The 19,522-nt window shown below is 67.8% G+C and carries 20 protein-coding genes and 1 tRNA gene; 8 read left to right on the forward strand and 13 right to left on the reverse strand.

Annotated features, from left to right (window positions below; all coding sequences use genetic code 11):
- The first annotated feature begins 21 nt into the window (after positions 1-21).
- Both D514_RS38965 and D514_RS29425 read left to right on the forward strand, forming a co-directional pair.
- Positions 22-177, forward strand: coding sequence for a hypothetical protein (locus D514_RS38965; protein WP_017829942.1), 156 nt, complete (start codon positions 22-24; stop codon positions 175-177).
- Positions 174-806 carry an aminodeoxychorismate/anthranilate synthase component II gene (locus tag D514_RS29425; protein ID WP_017829943.1) on the forward strand — a complete coding sequence of 211 codons (633 nt, stop codon included), beginning with the start codon at positions 174-176 and terminating at the stop codon, positions 804-806. Before D514_RS38965 ends, D514_RS29425 begins: the two co-directional genes overlap by 4 nt.
- 31 nt (positions 807-837) lie before the next feature.
- Here the strand turns inward: D514_RS29425 and pknB are convergent, their stop codons facing one another.
- Genes pknB through D514_RS29460 form a run of 7 tightly spaced genes read right to left on the reverse strand, consistent with a single transcriptional unit; the run spans position 838 to position 9,688 of the window.
- Positions 838-2,526, reverse strand: coding sequence for a Stk1 family PASTA domain-containing Ser/Thr kinase (gene pknB, locus D514_RS29430; protein WP_031205856.1), 1,689 nt, complete (start codon positions 2,524-2,526; stop codon positions 838-840).
- 44 nt (positions 2,527-2,570) lie between these two features.
- Positions 2,571-4,304, reverse strand: a complete 1,734-nt coding sequence (locus D514_RS29435) for a protein kinase (protein ID WP_081603883.1) — start codon at positions 4,302-4,304, stop codon at positions 2,571-2,573.
- Positions 4,301-5,755 carry a penicillin-binding protein 2 gene (locus D514_RS29440; RefSeq protein ID WP_017829946.1) on the reverse strand — a complete coding sequence of 485 codons (1,455 nt, stop codon included), beginning with the start codon at positions 5,753-5,755 and terminating at the stop codon, positions 4,301-4,303. Before D514_RS29440 ends, D514_RS29435 begins: the two co-directional genes overlap by 4 nt.
- Before the next feature lies 1 nt (position 5,756).
- Complete coding sequence (locus D514_RS29445) at positions 5,757-7,142, reverse strand: FtsW/RodA/SpoVE family cell cycle protein (RefSeq protein ID WP_017829947.1); 1,386 nt, start codon at positions 7,140-7,142, stop codon at positions 5,757-5,759.
- Positions 7,139-8,440 carry a PP2C family serine/threonine-protein phosphatase gene (locus tag D514_RS29450; RefSeq protein WP_017829948.1) on the reverse strand — a complete coding sequence of 434 codons (1,302 nt, stop codon included), beginning with the start codon at positions 8,438-8,440 and terminating at the stop codon, positions 7,139-7,141. The genes D514_RS29445 and D514_RS29450 overlap by 4 nt, the downstream gene beginning before the upstream one ends.
- 7 nt (positions 8,441-8,447) lie before the next feature.
- Positions 8,448-8,966: an FHA domain-containing protein gene (locus tag D514_RS29455; RefSeq protein WP_017829949.1), complete on the reverse strand. Its 519-nt coding sequence runs from the start codon at positions 8,964-8,966 to the stop codon at positions 8,448-8,450.
- The gene (locus D514_RS29460; RefSeq protein ID WP_031205859.1) at positions 8,963-9,688 is read right to left on the reverse strand and encodes a DUF3662 and FHA domain-containing protein; all 726 of its coding nucleotides are present in this window, start codon (positions 9,686-9,688) and stop codon (positions 8,963-8,965) included. The genes D514_RS29455 and D514_RS29460 overlap by 4 nt, the downstream gene beginning before the upstream one ends.
- 144 nt (positions 9,689-9,832) lie before the next feature.
- Between D514_RS29460 and D514_RS29465 the strand changes: the two genes are divergently transcribed.
- A tRNA-Leu gene (locus D514_RS29465) sits at positions 9,833-9,915 on the forward strand.
- A gap of 91 nt (positions 9,916-10,006) precedes the next feature.
- On the opposite strand, the gene D514_RS29470 is transcribed toward D514_RS29465, so the two are convergent.
- Complete coding sequence (locus D514_RS29470; RefSeq protein ID WP_017829951.1) at positions 10,007-10,504, reverse strand: MarR family winged helix-turn-helix transcriptional regulator; 498 nt, start codon at positions 10,502-10,504, stop codon at positions 10,007-10,009.
- Between the two features lie 79 nt (positions 10,505-10,583).
- On the opposite strand from D514_RS29470, the gene D514_RS29475 reads away from it, so the two are divergent.
- From D514_RS29475 to D514_RS29485, 3 genes are all read left to right on the forward strand, one after another.
- A complete protein-coding gene (locus D514_RS29475) occupies positions 10,584-12,695 on the forward strand; it encodes an MMPL family transporter (RefSeq protein ID WP_017829952.1) in 2,112 nt (703 codons plus the stop codon).
- A 335-nt stretch (positions 12,696-13,030) separates the two neighbouring features.
- Positions 13,031-13,507 (forward strand): MarR family winged helix-turn-helix transcriptional regulator, encoded by a 477-nt coding sequence (locus D514_RS29480; RefSeq protein WP_031205865.1) that lies wholly within the window; start codon positions 13,031-13,033, stop codon positions 13,505-13,507.
- A complete protein-coding gene (locus D514_RS29485) occupies positions 13,500-14,291 on the forward strand; it encodes a HEAT repeat domain-containing protein (protein ID WP_051056565.1) in 792 nt (263 codons plus the stop codon). The genes D514_RS29480 and D514_RS29485 overlap by 8 nt, the downstream gene beginning before the upstream one ends.
- A gap of 80 nt (positions 14,292-14,371) precedes the next feature.
- On the opposite strand, the gene D514_RS29490 is transcribed toward D514_RS29485, so the two are convergent.
- On the reverse strand, positions 14,372-15,565 hold the full coding sequence (locus D514_RS29490) for an MFS transporter (protein WP_017829955.1): 1,194 nt from the start codon (positions 15,563-15,565) through the stop codon (positions 14,372-14,374).
- A 78-nt stretch (positions 15,566-15,643) separates the two neighbouring features.
- On the opposite strand from D514_RS29490, the gene D514_RS29495 reads away from it, so the two are divergent.
- Entirely contained in the window at positions 15,644-16,087 is a 444-nt protein-coding gene (locus D514_RS29495; RefSeq protein ID WP_017829956.1) for a helix-turn-helix domain-containing protein, read from the forward strand.
- Positions 16,088-16,111: 24 nt separating this feature from the next.
- Here D514_RS29495 and D514_RS29500 read toward each other — a convergent pair whose 3' ends face one another.
- Entirely contained in the window at positions 16,112-17,080 is a 969-nt protein-coding gene (locus D514_RS29500) for a GNAT family N-acetyltransferase (protein WP_017829957.1), read from the reverse strand.
- Positions 17,081-17,275: 195 nt separating this feature from the next.
- Between D514_RS29500 and D514_RS29505 the strand changes: the two genes are divergently transcribed.
- On the forward strand, positions 17,276-17,605 hold the full coding sequence (locus D514_RS29505) for a hypothetical protein (RefSeq protein WP_144052987.1): 330 nt from the start codon (positions 17,276-17,278) through the stop codon (positions 17,603-17,605).
- 29 nt (positions 17,606-17,634) lie between these two features.
- On the opposite strand, the gene D514_RS29510 is transcribed toward D514_RS29505, so the two are convergent.
- The 3 genes from D514_RS29510 to D514_RS29520 all read right to left on the reverse strand — a co-directional run bounded on the left by D514_RS29510 (position 17,635) and on the right by D514_RS29520 (position 19,500).
- Entirely contained in the window at positions 17,635-17,895 is a 261-nt protein-coding gene (locus D514_RS29510) for a hypothetical protein (RefSeq protein ID WP_017829959.1), read from the reverse strand.
- A gap of 301 nt (positions 17,896-18,196) precedes the next feature.
- A complete protein-coding gene (locus tag D514_RS29515) occupies positions 18,197-19,000 on the reverse strand; it encodes an SDR family oxidoreductase (RefSeq protein ID WP_017829960.1) in 804 nt (267 codons plus the stop codon).
- The gene (locus tag D514_RS29520; protein ID WP_017829961.1) at positions 18,997-19,500 is read right to left on the reverse strand and encodes a MarR family winged helix-turn-helix transcriptional regulator; all 504 of its coding nucleotides are present in this window, start codon (positions 19,498-19,500) and stop codon (positions 18,997-18,999) included. The genes D514_RS29515 and D514_RS29520 overlap by 4 nt, the downstream gene beginning before the upstream one ends.
- Positions 19,501-19,522 lie beyond the last annotated feature (22 nt).

A 19,522-nucleotide genomic window follows, 5' to 3' on the forward strand; every position in this document is an offset into this window, starting at 1 on the left:
CGTCGACAAGGGAGAAGACTGATGTACGCCGCAATCTGGCGCCTGCTGCCTGGTCCGTGGTGGCTGCGTGTGCTCATCCTCGTGGTCGTCATCGCCGCCGTGCTCTACGGACTGTTCTGGTACGTCTTCCCCTGGGTGAGCCCGATCATCGCTCCGGGCGAGGTCGACGTCGAATGACGCGAGTGCTCGTGGTCGACAACCACGACAGCTTCGTGCACACCCTGGTCGGATACCTGAGCGAGCTCGGCGCCGAGACCGTGATGATCGAGTCCGACGCCACCGATGCCGAACAGCTCGAGCACATGCTCCCCGAATATGACGCGGTGATGCTCTCGCCCGGGCCGGGCACCCCCGCCGGTGCCGGCGCCTCGCTCGACGCGGTGCGCATCGCCGCCCGGCTGCGCATACCGACACTCGGTGTGTGCCTCGGGCATCAGACGATCGGTGAGGCCTTCGGTGCACCGGTGATCGCCGCACCGGAGCTCATGCACGGCATGGTGTCGGCGGTCACGCACGACGGCTCCCCGCTGTTCGACGGCATCCCCTCGCCGTTCGACGCGGGTCGCTATCACTCGCTGGCTCTCGCGGCGTCTGACCTGCCCCCCGATGTCATCGTGACCGCCTGGACCGAGAACGGCACGGTGATGGCCCTGGCGCACCGTGACCTGCCGCTGTGGGGCGTGCAGTTCCATCCGGAGAGCGTGCTCACCGAGGGAGGGTACCGGCTCCTGGCGAACTGGCTGGAGCTGTGCGGTGACGAGAACGCCGTGGCGCGCGCAGAGGACCTGCACCCGCTGTCGAGGTGACGGGCGGGGTCGGCTCTCCGATCTGCGACCGCTATCCGGTGCAGAAGAAGATCTGCACCGATGAGCCGACGGGAACATCACCCGGAGCCACCGACATCGAGTGGACTGTCGCCGGCTGTGTGGCCGGGCACTCCGCCGTCTCGGCCGGCACGGCGACCAGACCGAGATCGCCGAGGTTGGTCGTGGCGGCATCGACGGTCCAGCCGACGAGGTCGGTCAGCGTCACCTTGCCGCTGGCCACGACCAGGTTGATGACGGTTCCCGGATCCAGTTCGGTCTCGGCCTTCTCACTGGCGGAGATGACGGTGTTCGCCGCCAGAGCCTTGTCGTTGCGTTGGATGACCGTGCCGAGCTCGAGCCCCGCCGCCTTCAGCGCGTTCGTGGCGTCGCCGAGCGCCATGCCCTCGATCTTGGGCATGACCACGGTCTCTTCACCCGCGGAGACGTACAACGTGACCGTGGATCCCTCCTCCACCGAGACGCCCGCTTCGGGGTCGGTGCGGATCACGTTGCCTTCAGCGACCTCGGAGCTCGTCTCGATCACGATCTTCGACGAGAGGTCGAGCCCTGCGAGGTCGTCCTGCGCGCGTTCCGACGAGACGTTGACGAGATTCGGGATGATCCGTGAGCTGCTCGACACCTCGGGAGGCCGCATGCTGATCGTGACGACCCAGAACAGCACGGAGGCCAGCAGCACGGCGAGCAGAGCCACGCCCGCCCAGATCCACGCGACCGGCGGACCGGACTGGGTTCTGGTCATGGTCGTGTCGGTGCTGAGCTGACGCAGTGACCGCGCGGTCTCCTGCGCCTGCCGCGGGCTCGCGCCGTAGAGCTCGCTGGTCAGCGCTCCGAGTTCCTTGCGGGTCGGAGCGTTTCCCGTCATGGCGGAATCCAAGGCCGCGCGGAAGTGCGCGGCATCCGGGTAGCGCTGGTACGGGTCCTTCGCCAGCGCGCGGAGCACGATCGGGTCGAGGGTGCGGGGAGCTTCCTCGTTCACCTCGGTCGGAGGGACGGGGGTCTCGCTGACGTGCTGGTAGGCGACGGCCACCGGTGACTCGCCCCGGAAGGGCTGGCGGCCCGTCAGCAACTCGTACAGGACGACGCCGGTGGAGTAGAGGTCGGCGCGAGCGTCGACGGGCTCGCCCTTCGCCTGCTCCGGCGAGAAGTAGGCGGCGGTCCCGATGATCTGGGTGGTCTCCGCCACGGTCGACGACGAGTCGGAGACGGCTCGGGCGATCCCGAAGTCCATCACCTTGACCTGACCCTTGTCGGTCACCATCACGTTGCCCGGCTTGATGTCGCGGTGCACGACACCGGCGCGATGCGAGTAGTCGAGCGCCTCGAGGATGCCGTCGACGTAGCGCACGGCGTCGGCCACCGGCACGGGGCCGGCGGAGATGATGTCCTTGAGCAGGGTGCCCTTGACGAGCTCCATGACGATGTACGGAGGCTCGTCGGAGCCGATCTCACTCGTCGACGGGTCGCCGGCGTCGAAGACGCGGACGATCGACGGATGCGACATGCGCGAGGCCGCCTGCGCCTCGAGTCGGAATCGGTTGCGGAAGGCGGTGTCACGCGCCAGTTCGGGGTCGAGGACCTTGATCGCGACCTCGCGCCCGAGAGTCAGGTCGTACCCGCGGTACACCTTCGCCATTCCGCCATGCCCGATGAGCTCGTCGACGCGGTACCGGCCCGCGATGACTCGTGGCTCTGTGGACACGGATGACCCCCCTGGAAACTACTCTTGCTGAACTGAACTACAGGTTACCCGTCGGTGCCGGTGTCCCCATCGCCGGGATTCGCTGCCGCGGTGATCGTGACCGAGAGCGGCGGAGAGGCGGCCGAGGTGCGCTGGTCGCCGCCGGAGCACATGCCCTGGTAGGTGACGATGAGCTGCTGGCCCTCGGCGTCGGCGATCTTCACCTGCGTGTTGCGCTGGGTCGGCTGGAAGTTCGGCCCGCCCGACACGAAGGAGCCGTTCTGCACCGAGACGACGTAGCCGGAGAGGGTCGTGCCGCTGGGGCAGGTGAAGCCGGTGCCCCAGGAGATCGTCACGGTGGAGCCGGCGACGGGATCGCCGGTGATGGTCGGGGCATCGCTCGGCGTCGGCAGACCGGCGCGAGCGGCGTAGACCGTGAGGGTGATCGGCTGGGTGGTCTCGACGTTGCCGGAGGGCGCGACGCGGTACACCGTGCCGACCTCGGCATCGGTGGGTGCCGGGTCGCCGTCGACGCAGGTGATCTCGCTGTTGAAGCCGGCCTCGGTCAGCGTTGCGGTGGCCGCCCCGCAGTCCTTGCCGTTCAGGTTCAGCGCGGTCACATCGACACGGGTCACCTCGGGTGTCGGAGTGGGCTTCGGCGTCGGTGTGCGGGACGCCGAAGTGCTCGGTGAGGCCGAGGGCTTGTCGTCGCCGTTGCCCTGATTCGCCAGCATCGCCCACACCGTGCCGCCGAGCACGATGACCAGCAACGCGATCAGGGCGATCAGCGGCCAGGTCCACGGGCTGCGCTTCTTCTTCTTCTCCTCTTCCGCAGCGTCCTCGGTGGGCAGCTGAGCGGTGGTGGGGAGGATGCGCGTGGTGCCGTCGTCGCCGGAAGCGTTCAGAAGCCTGGTCGCGTCGTCGCCGCCGGCGATGCCGCCGGTCGCGATGGCGGGAACGGCGATGGCCGCCGAGTTCAGATCTCCGCGACGCAGGGCCTGGGCCGCGCGTGCCACCGTCGCCGATGACGACGGACGGTCACTGGGCTTCTTGGCGATCATCGCCATGACCAGGTTCTGCACCGGGATCGGAACGGTGGGGGGCAGAGGCGGCGGCTGCTCGTTGATCTGCGCCATCGCGATCGCCACCTGCGACTCGCCGGTGAACGGACGCTTGCCTGCCAGGCACTCGTACGCGACGATGCCCAGGGAATAGGTGTCGGTCGCGGGCGATGCCGGGTGTCCTGACGCCTGTTCGGGCGACAGGTACTGCACGGTGCCCATGACCTGACCGGTCGCGGTGAGCGGTACCTGGTCGGCGATGCGGGCGATACCGAAGTCGGTGATCTTGACGCGGCCGTCTGGCGTGATCAGCAGGTTGCCCGGCTTGATGTCGCGGTGCACGAGGCCGGCGGCGTGGGCCGCCTGCAGAGCGGAAGCCGTCTGGGCCACGATGTCGAGCGTCTTGTCGGCGCTCAGCGCGCCGTCGCGCTCGAGCACGGTCGAGAGCGCCTCGCCGGGCACCAGCTCCATCACGAGGTAGGCGCTGCCGTTCTCCTCGCCGTAGTCGAACACGCTGGCGATGCCCTCATGGTTGACGAGAGCGGCGTGACGGGCCTCGGCCCGGAAACGCTCGAGGAACCCGGGGTCCCCCATGTACTCGTCCTTGAGGATCTTGATGGCGACGGTACGTCCGATGACGTGATCCGTCGCTTCCCACACCTCGCCCATGCCACCGATCGCGATACGCGACTGCAGCTCGTAACGACCACCGAACGACACACCTTGCGTCGGCCTCATCTGCCCAGCACCGCCTCTATGACCTTCTTCGCAATCGGAGCGGCGATAGTGTCGCCGCTACCTGATTGTCCCTGTCCGCCGCCGTCTTCGACGACGACCGCTACTGCGACCGCGGGGTCGTTCGCCGGCGCGAAGCCGGTGAACCACAACGTATGCGGCCTGTTTCCGTTCTCTGCGGTGCCCGTCTTACCGGCCACGTCGATCCCGTCTATTCTTGCACCCTGGGCCGCGCCCGTAGCGACGCTCGCGACCATGGCCGCAGTCACGTTGTCCGCCACGTCGGCCTCCATCGCCCGTCCGAACTCGCTGTCCTGGAACGCCTTGATGACGGAGAGGTCGTTTCCGATCACGGCGTCGACCATGCGCGGGTTCATCACGACGCCGTCGTTCGCGAGTCCGGCAGAGACCATGGCCATCTGCAGCGGGGTCGCGGTGACCTTGCCCTGGCCGAATCCGGTCAGCGCGGTCTGGGCGTCATCGAGGGCGCGCGGGTAGCTCGAGGCCGTCGAGGTCAACGGCGTGTCGAACGACTGGTTGAACCCGAGCTTGTCCGCCATCTCGCGAATGGTGTCGTCACCGAGCTCCACGGCGAGCTCGGCCATCGGGATGTTGCAGCTGAGCCTGATCGCCTCGGCGATCGTGACCGTCTCGCCGGGGCCGCAGGTGCCGCCCCAGGCGTTGGAGACGCGGTTGGTCGAACCGGGCAGGGTGTAGGAGATCGGGTTGGGCAGCGTCGAGTCGGGAGTCCAGTTGCCTGTCGCGTAGGCAGCGGCCGCGACGACGACCTTGAACGTCGAGCCGGGAGGGTTCAGATCTCCCGCGATCGCCCGGTTGGACAGCGGCTTGTTCGTATCGGCGACCAGCTGGTCGTACGTCGCGTTCGCCGCATCCGCGTCGTGCGTCGCCATCAGGTTGGCGTCGAAACCCGGGGTCGAGACCATCGCAAGGATGCGTCCCGTCTTCGGGTCCATCGCGACGACGGCGCCCTTGAGCCCGTCGAGGGCCTCGTAGGCAGCCCGCTGCGCAGCGGTGTTCAGGGAGAGCTCCACGCTGTAGCCGCGCTGCGGCTGGCCGGAGAGGATGCGCTCGACCTCGCCGAGGAACGCGTTCGAGCCGGTGCCGGAGAGCTCGGCGTTCATGGCCTTCTCGATGCCGGTGCTCGAGCCCAGAGCTGGGTTGAAATACCCGGTCACCGGCTCCCACATCGGGGCGTCGGTGTAGACGCGCTGGAACTGGTACCGGTCGTCGCTGGGCACCGAGCTGGCGATCGCGACACCGTCGACGATGATCGACCCGCGCTGGATCTCGTAGCTGTCGAGCCGGGTGCGCTTGTTGTTGCTGTTCTGGGCCAGCGCGTCCGCCTCGACGACCTGGATCCAGCTGGTCGCGGCGAAGAGGGCGATGAACATGAACAGCATGATGATGCTGAGACGGCGGAGTTCCTTGGTCATGTCAGCCGATCACCACCCTGGGCTGACGGCGCACCCCGTCGGAGATGCGCAGCAGCAGCGCCACGATGAGCCAGTTGGCCACGAGGGAGGAGCCGCCCGCCGCGAGGAACGGTGTGGTCAGACCGGTCAGCGGGATGAGGCGCGTGACACCACCGACCATGATGAACACCTGCAGCGCGATCGTGAACGAGAGCCCGGTGGCCAGCAGCTTGCCGAAGTCGTCCTGTCCCGCGAGGCCGATGCGCATGCCGCGGCTGACGAAGACCATGTACAGGCAGAGGATCGCGAACAGTCCGATCAGTCCGAGCTCTTCGCCGAGGCTGGTGATGATGTAGTCGCTGTGCGCCAGAGGCGTGACCTCCGGGCGGCCCTGGCCCCAGCCGGTGCCCATGAGTCCACCGCGTGCAAGCCCGAAGAGCCCCTGCATGGGCTGGTAACCGGCGCCGTCGGGGTCGACCTGATCGGCATCGAACAGGAACAGCCAGTTGATGAAGCGGCCCTGCACATAGCTGAGGATCTGCGTCGCGAGGGCGACACCGGCGACCACGAGGGCGAGGCCGATGAGCACCCAGCTGGTCTTGCCCGTCGCGACGTAGAGCATCGCGACGAACATGCCGAAGATCAGTGTTCCCGTGCCGAGGTCGCGCTGGAACACGATGATCCCCAGCGAGATCAGCCAGACGACGAGCACGGGGCCGAGCTCGCGCATGCGGGGCCAGGTGATGCCCATCACGCGCTTGCCGACGGAGGTCAGGCTCTCGCGGGTGCGCACCAGATAGCCGGCGAAGAAGATGGCGAGGCAGATCTTGGCGAGCTCACCCGGCTGGAAGGCGAACGCACCGCCGAGCGACACCCAGACCGCCGCGTTCGCGTCCGGGATGCGCAGGCCGGGCACGAACGGCAGCAGCAGGAGCAGGATTCCGGCGAGGCCGAAGATGTAGGTGTACCGGAACAGGATGCGGTAGTTGCGCAGCAGGATGACCACCGCGATCGCACCCGCGAGCGAGATCGCGGTCCACGCGAGCTGCTTGGTCGAGTAGGCGTTCCAGCCGGTGTTCTTGAAGGCGATGTCGATCCGATAGATCATCGCGATGCCGAGGCCGGTGAGCAGGGTCGCGATGGGCACGACGAACGGGTCGGCGTCGGACGCGACGAAGCGCAGCACGATGTGCAGGGCGAAGGCGAGAGCGGCGAGGCCGCCACCGATCGCCAGGATCATCGGGTCGATCACGCCGAGTGCGCCCAGCTGCACGAGCGTCAGCGCGGCGCCGCTGATCGCGCACGCGAACAGCAGCAGCCAGAACTCGCGGTTGCGCTGGTTCTGCGGCATCCGGATGCGCTTGAGGGCCTTGATGACACTGGTGTCGGCCGCGACGTCGGTGCTCATCCCTCACCGCCTTCGGGGGTGTCGACAGGTGTCGGCATGGGCGTGGGCAGCGGGGTCTCGATCGTGTTCGCGTCGGCACCCGCTTTGAGCCGGTCCACGATCGCCATCGCGTCGGAGAGTGAGCGCGCGGTGATGGTGCGCTCGACCGATGCCCGCTGGTACGGCGGCAGGTTCGCGAGGAGGATGTCGGTGTCCTGGATCGGGGTCGACAGCGTGATCGGTCCGATGTTCTGCTGCACGCCCTGGAAGATCACCACGCTGTCCTCGTCGGCGCCGATGAAGTAGCGCGTCTGGGTCCAGCTGTACGCGGCGAAGGCGGTCACGCCCAGCATCGCGATCACCACGAGAGCACCGGCGATCCAACCGAGTCGACGACGCTTGGCACGACGACGATCCTCTTCGATGAGCTCCTCGAGGTACTCGGGGGCGGGCTCGAAGTGGCTCGGCTCGTTCGCGGCCTGGCGCACCGGGTGCAGCCAGTTGCCGCGGGGAGGGCGCACCGGGGGTACGTACACGCCGTCGGGGTTCGAGGCCGAGCCCACGATCGTGGGCGTGCCCGAGTGGATCGGGTGCTGACCGCCGACGTCGACCAGGACGATCGTGACGTTGTCGGGTGCTCCGCCGTCGAGCGCCTGCTTGAGGAGGTTGTCGGCGGTGCGTCCCGGAGCGAGGCCGAGCTGCATGGCCTTGAGGATGTGGGGCTCGTCGACCACGCCGGAGAGCCCGTCGGAGCACAGCAGCCAGCGGTCGCCGGGTTGCGTGTGCATGACGAACATGTCGAGCTCGGGGTCGGAGTCCATGTCGCTGAGCACGCGCATGAGCACGGAGCGGCGGGGGTGGTAGCGCGCCTCTTCCGGGGTGATGCGGCCCGAGTCGACCAGGCGCTGCACGAAGGTGTGGTCGGCGGTGATCTGCGTCAGGGCGTCGTCGCGGTAGAGGTAGATGCGCGAGTCGCCGATGTGGCCGATGACCGCGTACTCGTCGACCATGATGATCGCGCTGACGGTGGTTCCGAGACCGGCGAGCTCCGGTCGATCCTTCGCGGCACGGATGAGGTCGCCTGCTGCCGTGGTGGCCGCGGCCTGCAGTGAGGCCTGCGCGTCTTCCGTCGACGCATACGGCTGGTCGAGGGGCTCCAGACGCTGGATCGCGATGCTCGAGGCGACGTCACCACCGGCGTGGCCGCCCATGCCGTCGGCGACGACGAAGAGGTTCGCTCCGGAGTATCCGGAATCCTGGTTGTTGGAGCGGACCTTCCCGGTGTGGGAGATCGCGACGCTCGAGCCTTCGAAGACCATGCCGGCGTCAGGCTCGCAGCTCGAAGGTCGTGGCGCCCACCTTGATAGGCGTGCCGAGCGAGAGGGCGACGGGCGAGCCGGAGACGCGCTGGCCCGCGACGAAGGTGCCGTTGGTGGAGTCGAGGTCCTGGATCGCCCAGCTGTCGCCGCGCAGCATCAGGCGCGCGTGGTGACTGGACGTGTAGTCGTCGCGGATCACGAGAGCGGACTCACTGGAGCGGCCGATCGTGAGGGAGTCGCCGCTGAGCGGCAGCTCGAGGCCGGCCTTGGGGCCTGAGGTGATCACGAGGCGCTTGGCGGTCGCGACCGTCGCCGGTCCGGTCGACGGGCGGGCGGATGCCGGCTTCGAAACGGGGGTCGCGGGTGCACCCGCCGCCGCAGGTGCCCCTGCCGTCGCCTCGACGGGGAGCTTGCGCACCCGCACACCGAAGAGGTCGGCGCGCAGCGAGTACACGACACCGAACACGAAGAACCACATCAGGAGGAGGAACCCGATGCGCAGGAGAAGAAGGATCAGTTCACTCAACCGAGGGCTCCGAACGCTCGGGTGGCGTCATCGCCCCTGGCCGCAGGACGCGAGGGTGCGGCCACGGGGACGATGCGGAACACCAGGTCGGTGCGTCCGATCGTGATCGTCGTGTCTGTCGGGAGGGCGGCTTCGCGCAGCTTCTGCCCGTTGACTTTCGTGCCGTTGGTGGAACCGAGGTCGCGCATCATGGCGCGCTCGCCGTCCCACAGGATCTCGACGTGCTTGCGGCTCGATCCGGCGTCAGCGATCGTGATGTCGGCATCCGAGCCTCGACCGATCACGGTGCGGGCGCGGGAGATGGAGTGGCGACGACCGTCGACGTCGACCACGGCCTGCCAGCTGACGCGGCCCTCGACGGTGCCCGAGCTCACGCGCACCGTGCCGGTGGCGACCTTCTCGTCGGCTTCGAGGCTGATCGAGAGCGGTCCCGCGAAGCTGTAGCCCTGCGATGTGGCGTGCGCGGTGAGAAGAGCGTGCAGCTCGTCCGTGAGAGCGCCGCCGAGCCCGCGCATCCGCTCCGCATCGTCGGCGCTCAGACGCACCACGAAGCTGTTGGGCGCGATGATGCGGTCGCGGCTCACGACCGCGGCTTTCGTGTCGGCTTCACGCCGCAGCGCCGAAGCGATCTCCACAGGCTGGATGCCGCTACGGAAGGTCTTGGCGAACGCGCTGTTAACTGCGCGTTCGAGACCCTTCTCAAAGCTGTCAAGTAGTCCCACTGGGCTCCTCTGGCATGCCGACTGGTAGACACATCGTAGCCAGGTGTCCTGGGGGAACGCCGCCGATGGCCCTCCAGGCATGTGCAACGAGGCCGAAAACGCATGATATCTTTGGGAAGTTGAGTTCTTCGGAACGAGACACTCGCGCGAGTGGCGGAATGGTAGACGCGCTGGCTTCAGGTGCCAGTGTCCGTAAGGACGTGGGGGTTCAAGTCCCCCCTCGCGCACAGCGAGATGAAGGGCCCGGTCCATGGATCGGGCCCTTCGCTTTTCCGGAAACGCCGATCGATCGGGGTCACCCTGCGGCTTCGGTGCCCTTCATTCGGAGTCCGATGATCCCGAATGGGCATGCCGCCGCAGAGACTCGCTGACCTGCCGCAGGTAGCGGGTGATCACGTCTTGTTCGGCAGGTGTGAAGGCGTCCAGTTCGGCGTCGATCCCCATGATCATGGGGATCAGGCGACCCATCGCCTTGTCACGCGACGCGCGCCGCGGAGCTACGAGGATTCCTCGGCGGTCGTTCGGGTGGGGTTCTCGGGAGACGTGGTCGAGCGCGACGAGGCGGTCGATGGAGGTGGTGGTCGCGCCCGCAGAGAGCCCCACTCGCCGCGCGAGCTCAGTCGGCGCCAGAGGACCGCTCATGAGCAGGTGCTCCATCACCTGCAGATCGGTGGGGTTGACCCCGAGTTCGTCCGCGAGGGAGGACTCGAAGACTTCGCTGAGTTCGATGAAGTCCCGAAGCAGGGCCGTCGCCGGTCGGGCAGGGATGAAGTCCGCCCCGTCGGCGTCGAAAGGTGGCACCCCGCTCGATTGCATGACTTCCACGATATCGCTACTATCTTTCGATAGTCATATAGTTTGACAATCAAACTACTATCCAGGGTTGGGACTTTTCATGGGCGCACTCACACGGTTCCTGACGTCGGCGAAGACATCGTGGATCATGCTCGTGATCACAGCGGTCGCCGCAACCGCGCTGTTCGCCCTCGCCGGCAGCGAGGAGTCCGAGACGGCCCCGTCCGTGGGGCTGCCCTCTTCCGCCGAATCCGTCAAGGTCGATCAGTTGCTCGAAGAATTCCCCAGCGCCGACGCGACCTCGGCGCTGCTTGTCTTCGCCTCCGAAGACGGAGTGCTCGACGAGGACACGCTCTCCCTCATCGATCAAAAGGCATTCGGCGATCTCGCCGCGCTCGCCCTTGACGGCGCCGTACCGCCCGCTCAGGTCTCCGACGACGGAACGGTCGCCCTCGTGGTGGTGCCTCTCGAACCGGAGCCCGACGTCGCGGAGCAGACTGCGCGCGCGCAGGAGATCCGCGACATCGCCGCAGCGGATCTGGAGGGAGTTCGCGTCTATCTCACGGGCGCTGAAGGCTTCGAGGTCGACATCGCCGCCGTGTTCGACGGCGCAGACTTCACCCTTCTTCTCACCACCGTCATCGTCGTCGCCGTTCTGCTGCTCATCACCTACCGCAGCCCATGGCTGTGGATCGTCCCCCTCGTCGTCATCGGCCTGGCCGACGCACTCGCGGGGATCGTCGCCCGACAGGTCGCCAGCGCCGTCGGCATCCAGCTCGATGCGTCGATCACGGGCATTCTCTCCGTGCTCGTCTTCGGCGCGGGGACGAACTATGCGCTCCTCCTGATCGCCCGCTACCGCGACGAACTGCGTCTGCATGAGAGTCGCAGAGAGGCGATGCAGCGGGCCCTTCGCGGAGCCGGTCCCGCCATCATCGCCAGCGGCTCGACGGTCGCGCTGGCCCTGCTCACCCTGCTCCTCGCCGAGATCGCGGGCAACCGTGCGCTGGGGCTGGCCTGCGCCGTCGGCATCGTCGTCGCGATGTTCTTCGCGCTCTTCGTGCTGCCCGCCGCTCTCGTGCTCTTCGGCCGCGGCCTGTTCTGGCCCTACATCCCGCGGTTCCAGTCGCCCGACGCGATCTCCCGCAGCGTCTGGGGGAAGCTCGGTCGCGGAGTGTCGAAGCGTCCGGTCGTGGTGGCGACGGTCGGGTTCGTCGTTCTCGGCGCGATGGCCAGCGGGTTGTTGTTCGTGCAGACCGGACTCTCCCAGAACGATCGCTTCCTGCAGAAGCCCGAAGCGGTGCAGGGCCAGGAGGTCCTCGCCGAGGCGTTTTCCGCTGGAACCACCTCGCCGGCCATCGTCGTCGTTCCTCTCGAGGACGCCGAGGCGGCGACCACCGCTCTCGCGGATCTCGACGGTGTCGACGCGGCGAGGCCGGGAGAGACGACGGATGAGTTCGCGCGGATCGATGTCACCCTCGACGCCAGCGCCGAGACCGACGCGGCTTTCGCCACCGTCGAACGCATGCGCGAAGCGCTCGACGACGTCGGATCGGGCGAAGGGCTCGTCGGAGGGCTCGACTCGCAGGCGCTCGATGTCGCCGAAGCCCAGGCCCGGGATCAGGCTCTCCTCATCCCCCTCATCCTCGCGTTGGTCTTCGTCGTGCTCGTGCTCCTTCTTCGGGCCTTCGTCGCCCCGCTGCTGCTCCTGATCGCCGTCGTCGCCAGCTTCTTCTCGGCGATCGGGGTGAGCTGGTGGTTGTTCCAGTCGCCACTCTTCGGATTCCCCGCCATCGATACGAACGTGCTGCTGTTCAGCTTCCTGTTCCTCGTCGCGCTCGGTGTCGACTACAGCATCTTCCTCGTCACCCGTGCGAAAGAGGAGGCCGCCCGACTCGGCACCAGCCAGGGCATGATTCGTGCTCTCGCCGCGACGGGCGCCGTCATCACCAGCGCCGGCATCCTCCTCGCCGCGGTGTTCGCCGTCCTGGGTGTTCTCCCCCTCATCACGCTGACGCAGATCGGCGTCATCGTCTGCATCGGCGTGCTCATCGACACACTCCTCGTGCGGACGGTCATCGTCCCCGCGCTCGCGTTCATCACTCGGGACAGGTTCTGGTGGCCCCGTCGGCCCGCTCTGACCGATGCCGAGGCGGCCCGACAGGGCGCCGACGCACTCGCGCCCGAACAGCCCCACGCGCTCTCGCGATGACGAACGACACCGATGCGCGGTGGTGGAACATCCGCCTGCGGTACGACGACGCCCCTCCCTCAGGCCGATGCGTCGAGCAGTCGGCTCGGCGACGATGGGAGTGTCCCCTCCCCTAGAGAAGGCGTCCCGTGACCTCACGCACCCCAGCCCTCGATTCGCTCGCGCTCGCCGCCGTCGGTCTTAGCACCTCGGCGCTCGCGCTCGCCGCCTGTGCTTCCCCCGCCCCTTCCGAAACGTCCCCCACGGGTGTCGGATCGCGAGATGCCGAGACCGTCGGGAACTCGCCGGAAGAGGCGCGGTCCGAGATTTCGTAAGCCGCCTAGTAATCTGGGGGGATGACGGATGCAGTGGGGACCAAGCAGGCGCTTCTGCTGTCGCGACTCGGCGACGACGAGGCTGCGCGCTTGGTGATGACGGTGCTCACGACCGCGCGGCGGATCGATGCGGCCTGCGCGGAGCTGCTCGCTCGACACGATCTGTCGGAGGGGCGGATGGCGGCCCTCCTCGCGGTCTCCGCCGAGGAGGGGATCACACCACGGCTGCTGGCGAGCCGACTCGCCGTGACCTCGGCGACCGTCACGGGACTTCTGGATCGACTCGACCGCGACGGGTTGATCGAGCGACACCCGCACCCGACAGACGGGCGCACGCACACGCTCGCGACGACCCTCGCCGGCGAGCGGCTCGTCGCCGAGCTGGTGCCGGTCTACGCCGAATGGCTCCGTCAGCTCGGGGCCGGGATCAGCGCCACCGATCGCGACCGTGCTGCCCTCGTCTTGGCTGCGATGCAGCGGAACCTCGGCGATGACTAGACAGGTGGGAGGAGGGGCGGCCCGCACATCGCCCGCCGTCGACGCGGAGCACCTGAGCGCACTCGACGCGGGCCTGGCAGCGTCGAGGACGCTGTCCGACGCTCTCGCAATCGATCACACGATTCTGTTCCGCAACGTCTTCCCCGACGCCGACGCTGCCCTGCGCGCCGAAGTCGCCGAGGCACAGCAGCTGGGCATCCTCAAGCGGATGACCCGCATCGGTGCCGCCCTCGCGACCCGCTGTGATTCCGGCGAGATCGAAGACATGGCCGTGCACCCGTCCGACACCGTGCGCGGGTGGGCGTGCTTCCTCATCGCTGCGCAGCCGTCCGCCACTCCCGTCGTGGTGCTCGATCGACTCCGACGGTTCGCCGACGATGAGCACTTCGCGGTCCGCGAGTGGGTGTGGATGGCAGCGCGCCCGGTGCTCGTCACCGACCTCGACGCCAGCATCGACTTGCTCGCCGCGTGGACCGGCGACCCTTCCGAGCGCGTTCGCCGATTCGCCAGCGAAGCGCTGCGTCCGCGAGGCGTGTGGGCCGCCCACATCCCTGCGCTCAAGAAGCAGCCGGAGCGCGGAGAGCCGATCCTGCATCCTCTGCGCGACGATCCATCCCGCTACGTCCAGGATTCCGTCGCCAACTGGATCAACGACGCGGCGAAGACCCGTCCGGACTGGGCCGTCGAACTCTGCGACCGCTGGGGCGCCGCGAGCGACGATGCCGCCACCGCTCGCATCATCACGCGCGCGCTGCGCTCTCTCGCTCGTTCTTCCGCGGGGTGAACGGCGAGGGCCCTCTTCGAATCCGACCGATTCGTTGCGTGCCGCTCCCCGCTGTGGCCGGAGTCGTGCACGAAACGCGATCAGCGCGATGCCCGAGCCGACTCGGACTCACCCCGTCGAGTGCCGTGCACAGAGAGGGTGCCGAGAGCCCAGGCGGCGAGGCCTGCGATCGCGAAGGCCGCGCCGAGAACCACGGAACCCGTCCACCCCGATGTGCTGAAGGCCAAGGTGGTCGTGGCCGCGCCGACGGCTGATCCCAGGGAGTAGAAGACCATGTACCCGCCGATGGCCGTCGAAACGCGGTCGGGGTGCAGCACGGTCAAGATGTGTTGGTTGCTCACATGGGCCGCCTGCACGGCGAAATCGAGTACGACGATGCCGACGATCACCATGGTCAACGACCAGGGGAGCTGCCCGATCAGCGCCCAGGATGCGAGCAGGGCGATGAGCGCGAGACCGGTGACCCGATTGGCCTTACCGGCGTCTGCCCAGTGGCCCGCGCGTACGGCACCCAGGGCGCCCGTCAGGCCGGCGAGTCCGAAGAGCCCGATCTGGGTCTCGGTGAGATGCCAGGGCGCAGATGTCAACGGAAGCGCCATCCCGCTCCACAGTGTTCCGAACGACGCGAAGAGGAAGAACGCGATCGCGCCGCGACTGACGAAGACAGGGTCGCTGAGGAGGCGACCGAGACCGCTGACGAGCTCTGTGTACGCACGGGCGGGCCGGCGCGCATCACTCGGAAGGGCGAGGAGGGCCATGGTTCCCAGAATCACGGCCAGCAGCGCCAGAGAGATGTATACGCTGCGCCATCCCCAGATGTCGGTCAGTACCCCGGCGATCAGTCGCGAGCCGAGAATGCCGACCACGACCCCCGATGTCACGAATCCCAGGTTGCGCCCTCGTTCCGCGGGGTCGGAGACCGCCGCGGCATAGGCCACGGTCGTCTGGACCACGACCGCGAAGAGTCCGGAGAACGCCAGCCCGGCGTAGGCCGCCCATGCCATCGGGGCGGCGGCGACCACGATCATGCCGATCCCCACCAGGCCGAGATGGAATGCGATCAGTCGTCGTCGGTCGAGTCGGTCGCCGAGTGGGACGAGCACGACGAGTCCGACGAGATAACCCAGCTGACCGACGGAGACGAGCCAGCCCAGCGCGTCGGGCGCAACGCCGAGATCTCGCCCGATCTCGGTGAGGATGGGCTGCGCGGCGTACACGCTCGCGACGGCGACGGCACAGATCGCGGCCAGCAGAATCTTGGTCTTGAGGTACACAGGTGTCCTTTGGTTGCATATTGCTACCGAATGAACCGTAGGTGATAATGGTTTCAAATCGCAACTCTTGGAGATGTCATGGGTGAATCCGCCGGAATTCCGCAGTGGACCGATCCGAACTGCCCGGTCGCTCGCGCGACCGACCTGGTCGGCGACCGATGGAGCATGCTGATCATCCGGGATGCGATGGACGGAGCCCGCACGTTCACCGACTTCCAGCAGCGCACGGGTATCGCGCGCAACATGCTCGCCGATCGCCTCCGCAGACTCACCGGGTACGGGATCATGACTCGCGTCGAGGCCCCGGCCGGCAAGCGGAAGCACTACGAGCTGACCGCTGCCGGAGAGGAGCTCTTCCCTGTCATCCTCGCCCTGCGACACTGGGGAGAGGGGCATGCTTTCGCCGAAGGAGAGGGGCACTCGGTCCTGGTCGATGCCGCCGGTGCGACTGTGGCTGCGACTGAGCCGGTCGGTACAGACGGCAGCCCGCTGACGAGCCGGAACACCCGCGTCGTGAGGTGAGTGCGTCCTGAACCGGCGAGATCGTCAGCCCAGCGGACCCTCGAGGATGGTGAGCACATCGACCTCTTCGAATCCGACCGATCTGTTGAGGGCGAGCATCGGTGCGTTCGTCAGGGCCGTGTAGGTCTGCAGGAACCGCGAGTCCGAGCTCTCCGGGAGGCTCATGAGACGACGGAGGTTGGCAACCTTCAACGCGCGGCCGATCCCACGACCACGAACCCGTTGCGTCACGAAGGTGTCGTCCTGAAGGACGATCTTCGGATCCGGCCGCGACAGCAGGATCTCGGTGTAGCCCACGGCCTCCCCGTCCGCGCGCGCCACGCTCCGCACCAGGGCATACCCCTGTTCGGACATGCGCTCCTCGTTCCGGCGAACGGCCGCGACGTCGGCGGGCGCGGCGGTCCGTGTCAGGTCGCCCAGCGGCACGTCCTCCGACATGTGAGCGCGAAGCCTCGCCCAGTCGTCGAGCAGGTCATCCGGACACGCGCCCACCCAGGAGACGATGTCGACGTCTGCGAGTGCAGTCGGGAGCCGGTCGATTGTCTTCGTGGAGACCGGGAGATCGACCACCTGGCGACTCTCGCGCACGCCCACCCGGAGCCCTTCGGAGCGTGCGAACGAGACCCCGGCATCGCAGTACGTCTCGGTGCGCATCATCGTGGCGGTGCCGCGCAGCGCCTTGCGGACGGCGTGGAGCAGTGCACGGGCGATACCGCGGTGGCGGAAGGCGTCGAGAACCGCGATCTCGACGTCGGCGGGTTCGCCAGCATGCACGTGCGCTTCGGCCGCCCCGGCCGGCACCTCGTCGATCTCGGCGAGCAGCAGCACTGAGCGGCGAGTCGGATGCGGGTTCTGGAACTGCAGGCGCGTCGCCTCGTCGCTGCGGGACCACACCTTCTGCCGCCCGGCCGCGTAGCCGTCGCGGAGGATGCCGTTCCATCGCAGAAGCTCAGCGACGTCGCGAGGATCGACATCCCTGATCCGGATGTTCATCAAAGGCCACGACGCTCTCGGTGTTCGTAGACGGGAAGGTTCACGATCCGGGTTGCCACACCGCCGAGCCCTTCTCCCCTCTCGTGCGGCCTCGGGGTATCTGCGCGCCGCGATGACACTCTTCGACTCTCCAGAGGGGGGATCGCGTCGTTGTTCCTCCTCGCGGTCTGGCTCCCTGTGGGGCCGCCACTTCTGATGGTCTCGTTCGACTTCACCTCGGCGGTGCCGGTCTACGTGAACGCCCTTGTGAGGTTGGGGCTGTGCGGTGCGATCGTCGCCGGGGTGCTCCGCAGTCCGCTGGAGAAGCCGTGGCGGTTCATCCCCGCGATCGCGCTCGCCGCCGTGGTGCTGGGGTCGTTGATGGAGGTCGCGATGATGTCGGGCAGTGTCTCCGACCAGAACGCGATGATCCTCGTCTCCAATGTGCTGATCCTGACGTGCATCCTCGCCACCGGGGCGCTGGGTGCCGTTGCGCTCAGGGCTGCACGCGCACGGGCGGGCTCGGTGGCCGTGTTCGGAGGATGACCGTCCTCACGGCGCCCGCTCGCAACCGCTCAGGGCAAGGTTCGCACACCCAGCTCGCTGGTGTCGCGGAGCCCGTGTGCGTCGAGATAGGCGCGGATGGTGTCGTGGACGATGCGGATCTGTGCTTCGTTCCCCATCGCGGCCCGCATGGCGTCCATCGTGGGGGCCGGCTTGCCGTTCACCCGGTCCAGCGCCTCCCAGACGATGTCCTCGCGGGAGCCGCGGCCCATTGCACGCGGCATCGAGCTGAACACCGGGTTGGGCTTCCAGTCGTTTCGGTTCTCCTCCATCAGTGCTTCCTCTCCTGTCGCCGGGCGCCCCTGAATGCGGGCGCACTCGGTCCTGTGCGCGGGCACGCCGAACACACCCGGGGTGGCGATGCTGCCCCCGATGGACGACGCGCTGTCCGGCGGCCAGACCCTTCCCCAGTGAGGCCGGATGCCGGTGGGAAGAAGGGGACGTGGTCGTCCGGTCCTCTTCGAGAGTACACCTTATTTTGAGTCGCTAAAAATAAGGGAGAGGGCGGGGCGAGAGCAGACGTTGAAAAGGCCCGATCCGCAGCGGGATCGGGCCTTCTCGTGGCGTGGCGGGTCAGTCGCGCGGGGCGTCGTTCCAGGACCAGATGTCGTCACCGCGCAGCACCGCGTCGGCGCCGCCGTCGCAGTAGATGGTCTGGCCGGCCATGTGGGTGTTGGCCGGGCTCGTCAGCCACACCAGCAACTCGGCGATCGAGGATGCCGGCTGGTGGTAGTTCAGCGGCATCGGCACGGCGGCGTCGACCTGCGCCAGACCTTCCGGGCTGGACAGCAAGCCGGCGGTCATCGCCGTGGTGACGGTGCCGGGGGCGACGGCGTTGAGGGGGATCCCGGCGCCGGCCCAGGCTTCGGAGATGGATTCGCGGCGGACCCAGCGCGACAGGGCGCGCTTGCTGGAGGAGTAGTTGAGGAACCCGCCCTCGGCCGTGACGGCGAGCTGATCGCCGATCTCGAGCGCTCGGCTCTCGTCGCCGCGCAGGGCCGCGTCGACGAGGTCTGCCGACACCGGCTGCAGCGATGCCATCGATGAGACCACGGCGGCGCGCGGCTGGTCTGCCAGGCTCAGCTTCGGCAGCAGCGCGGTGAGGAACTCTGTCACGCCGAAGTAGTTGATGGCCATGGTCTTGGCGATCGGCGCGGCGATTCCGGCGCAGGCGATGATCGCATCGATGCCGCCGTCGGCGGCGGCGAGCACGGCGTCCGCCGCAGCGGTCCGACCGACGGGTGTCGAAAGATCACCCGTGACCTCCACGCCGCCCAGGTCGACCCCGATCACGGTGTGTCCCTGTGCGCGAAGCAGTTCGGCGGTTGCGGCACCGATGCCGGATGCGGCGCCGGTGATGACGTAGGTGCGGGTCATGTTTCCTCCTGAGGTGATGGGACGTGGTCGGATGAGGACGGGGATGCGGTGGCCCTGGATGTCGCTTCGGGAAGGGCGGCGACGAAGCGGCTGAGGTGGGCCTGGAACTGGGTGATCTCGTCCGGTGACCAGCCGGTGAGCGCACCGCCGACCATCTGCTGCCCGGAGGCGACGAGGCGGGAATAGGCGTCTCGGCCCGCTTCCGTCAAGTGCACCTCGACCGTCCGCCCCGTTCGCACGCGATCGAAGAGCCCCCACGCCGACATGCGCGACACCAGCTTCGACGTCGTCGGGCGTGACATCGCCGCTCGGTCGGCCAGTCGACTGAACCCAAGGGAGCCGCCGTGCATGCCGACCACGTACAACGCTCGTACCTCGACCACGTCGAGGGATCCTCCGACGCTCGCGGCCACCTGTGTCTGCAGCTCGCCCTGCGTCCACTCGGCGACCACGCGAACCAGCGCTTCGCGGATGTCTTCGATCTCGTCATCGACCGCCATGACACAAAGGATATCAGCTTAG

The organism is Microbacterium sp. UCD-TDU, from assembly GCF_000340625.1.
Classification (GTDB): Bacteria; Actinomycetota; Actinomycetes; order Actinomycetales; family Microbacteriaceae; genus Microbacterium; species Microbacterium maritypicum.

What these genes read in the sequence shown, in the direction of transcription:
- D514_RS38965 (WP_017829942.1), top strand. Translation starts at nt 22, where the DNA reads ATGTACGCCGCAATCTGGCGCCTGCTGCCTGGTCCGTGGTGGCTGCGT.
- D514_RS29425 (WP_017829943.1), top strand. Translation starts at nt 174, where the DNA reads ATGACGCGAGTGCTCGTGGTCGACAACCACGACAGCTTCGTGCACACC.
- D514_RS29435 (WP_081603883.1), bottom strand. Translation starts at nt 4,304, where the DNA reads ATGAGGCCGACGCAAGGTGTGTCGTTCGGTGGTCGTTACGAGCTGCAG.
- D514_RS29440 (WP_017829946.1), bottom strand. Translation starts at nt 5,755, where the DNA reads ATGACCAAGGAACTCCGCCGTCTCAGCATCATCATGCTGTTCATGTTC.
- D514_RS29445 (WP_017829947.1), bottom strand. Translation starts at nt 7,142, where the DNA reads ATGAGCACCGACGTCGCGGCCGACACCAGTGTCATCAAGGCCCTCAAG.
- D514_RS29450 (WP_017829948.1), bottom strand. Translation starts at nt 8,440, where the DNA reads ATGGTCTTCGAAGGCTCGAGCGTCGCGATCTCCCACACCGGGAAGGTC.
- D514_RS29470 (WP_017829951.1), bottom strand. Translation starts at nt 10,504, where the DNA reads ATGCAATCGAGCGGGGTGCCACCTTTCGACGCCGACGGGGCGGACTTC.
- D514_RS29475 (WP_017829952.1), top strand. Translation starts at nt 10,584, where the DNA reads ATGGGCGCACTCACACGGTTCCTGACGTCGGCGAAGACATCGTGGATC.
- D514_RS29480 (WP_031205865.1), top strand. Translation starts at nt 13,031, where the DNA reads ATGACGGATGCAGTGGGGACCAAGCAGGCGCTTCTGCTGTCGCGACTC.
- D514_RS29485 (WP_051056565.1), top strand. Translation starts at nt 13,500, where the DNA reads ATGACTAGACAGGTGGGAGGAGGGGCGGCCCGCACATCGCCCGCCGTC.
- D514_RS29495 (WP_017829956.1), top strand. Translation starts at nt 15,644, where the DNA reads ATGGGTGAATCCGCCGGAATTCCGCAGTGGACCGATCCGAACTGCCCG.
- D514_RS29500 (WP_017829957.1), bottom strand. Translation starts at nt 17,080, where the DNA reads ATGAACATCCGGATCAGGGATGTCGATCCTCGCGACGTCGCTGAGCTT.
- D514_RS29505 (WP_144052987.1), top strand. Translation starts at nt 17,276, where the DNA reads ATGGTCTCGTTCGACTTCACCTCGGCGGTGCCGGTCTACGTGAACGCC.
- D514_RS29510 (WP_017829959.1), bottom strand. Translation starts at nt 17,895, where the DNA reads ATGGAGGAGAACCGAAACGACTGGAAGCCCAACCCGGTGTTCAGCTCG.
- D514_RS29515 (WP_017829960.1), bottom strand. Translation starts at nt 19,000, where the DNA reads ATGACCCGCACCTACGTCATCACCGGCGCCGCATCCGGCATCGGTGCC.
- D514_RS29520 (WP_017829961.1), bottom strand. Translation starts at nt 19,500, where the DNA reads ATGGCGGTCGATGACGAGATCGAAGACATCCGCGAAGCGCTGGTTCGC.